Annotated in this window: 2 protein-coding genes; both read right to left on the bottom strand. The window is 66.7% G+C overall.

Going from position 1 to position 1,808, the window contains the following annotated elements; genetic code table 11:
• A partial coding sequence (gene gcvT / locus JV551A3_RS30520) for a glycine cleavage system aminomethyltransferase GcvT (protein WP_133979391.1) occupies window positions 1–721 on the bottom strand: 721 nt, incomplete at its 3' end.
• 125 nt (window positions 722–846) lie between these two features.
• The coding region (locus JV551A3_RS30525; RefSeq protein ID WP_133979393.1) for an ABC transporter permease at window positions 847–1,808 on the bottom strand (962 nt) is incomplete at its 5' end.

Consider the following 1,808-nt stretch of genomic DNA (forward strand, 5'->3'; position numbering starts at 1 on the left):
CGTCGATGTCCTGGCCGTACAGGTTCATGCCGGCTTCCAGGCGCAGGGTATCGCGGGCACCCAGGCCGCTGGGGGCGATGCCGGCACCGACCAGGTCGTTGAAGAAGGCCACGGCCTGCTCGCCCGGGAGCATGATCTCCAGGCCGTCTTCACCGGTATAGCCGGTGCGGGCAATGAACCAGTCGCCTTCGGCAACGCCTTCGAACGGGCGCAGTTCGCGGATCAGCGAGGCACGCGCGGGGCTGAGCAAGGCAGCCACCTTCTCGCGTGCATGCGGACCCTGGATGGCAAGGATGGCAAGGTCCGGGCGGACCTTGAAGTCCACGTCAAAACCGGCACGCTGCTGCTGCAGCCAGTCGAGTACCTTGGCACGGGTGGCGGCGTTGGTGACCAGACGATAGCCATCTTCCGTGCGGTAGACGATCAGGTCATCGATCACCCCGCCCTGCGCCTGCAGCAGCGGGCTGTAAAGCGCCTTGCCGGTGTCGTCGAGGCGGGCCACGTCGTTGGCCAGCAGACGCTGCAACCAGGCAGTGGCGTCGCTGCCGTCGACATCGATCACGGTCATATGGGACACATCGAACACCCCGCAATCGCTGCGCACCTGATGGTGCTCCTCGACCTGCGAGCCATAGTGCAGGGGCATGTCCCAGCCACCGAAATCGACCGTCTTGGCGCCAAGCGCCAGGTGCAGGTCATACAAAAGCGTGCGCTGTCCCATGGGTTTCTCCTTCCGGGCGTGGCGAAGCGGCGGCGGTCGATGACGTCGGGTCGTCAGCTCTTCTTGTGTAGGACCCGCCGCGCGAATGCCGCGCATTGTAGCCGCAAGGGCGCGGGCTGGCACCCTCAGTGACTGTGACCGGGTCGACGTGCCGAACGGCGGATCAGGCCGATGACCGGCAGCAGGCCCACCAGCACAAGGGTCAGTGCCGGCAACGATGCTCGCGCCCACTCACCTTCGCTGGTCATCTCGAATACCCTTACCGCCAAGGTGTCCCAGCCGAACGGGCGCATCAGCAAGGTGGCCGGCATTTCCTTGAGCACATCGACAAACACCAGCAGGGCGGCGCTGAGCGCGCCAGGTACCAGCAGCGGCAGATACACCTTGAAAAACAATCTCGCGCCGCCGACGCCAAGGCTGCGGGATGCCTCGGGCAGTGACGGGCGGATCCGCTCCAGGCTGCTCTCCAGCGGCCCGTAGGCCACCGCGATGAAGCGCACCAGGTAGGCCAGCAGCAACGCCGCCAGGCTGCCCAGCAGCAGCGGCTTGCCGGCACCGCCCAGCCAGCTGGACAGCGGGATGACCAGGTGGTTGTCGAGGTAACTGAAGGCCAGCATGATCGACACCGCCAGCACCGAGCCGGGCAAGGCATAGCCCAGGTTGGCCAGGCCTACCCCGGCGCGGATACCACCCGTCGGCGCCTGGCGCCGGGCAAAGGCCAGCAGCAACGCCACGCACACCGTGACCAGCGCCGCCATACCGCCCAGGTACAGGGTATGCAGCACCAGGCCGACATAGCGCTCGTCCAAGTCCTGCCGGCCGCGCTGCCAGAACCACGCCAGCAGTTGCAGCAGCGGGATGACGAAGGCGCAGGCGAACACCAGCAGACACCAGCCACTGGCCAGCAACGCCTTGAACCCGCGCAGGTGATAGAGCGCCTGCCCACGCGGCCGCTCGTTGCCGCTGCGGCTGGCGCCCCTGGCACGGCGCTCGCCATACAGCACCAGCATCACTGCCAACAGCAACAGGCTGGCCAGCTGGGCCGCGCTGGACAGGCTGAAGAAGCCGTACCAGGTCTTGTAGATGG

The organism is Pseudomonas inefficax (assembly GCF_900277125.1).
In the GTDB taxonomy this organism is placed as follows: Bacteria; Pseudomonadota; Gammaproteobacteria; order Pseudomonadales; family Pseudomonadaceae; genus Aquipseudomonas; species Aquipseudomonas inefficax.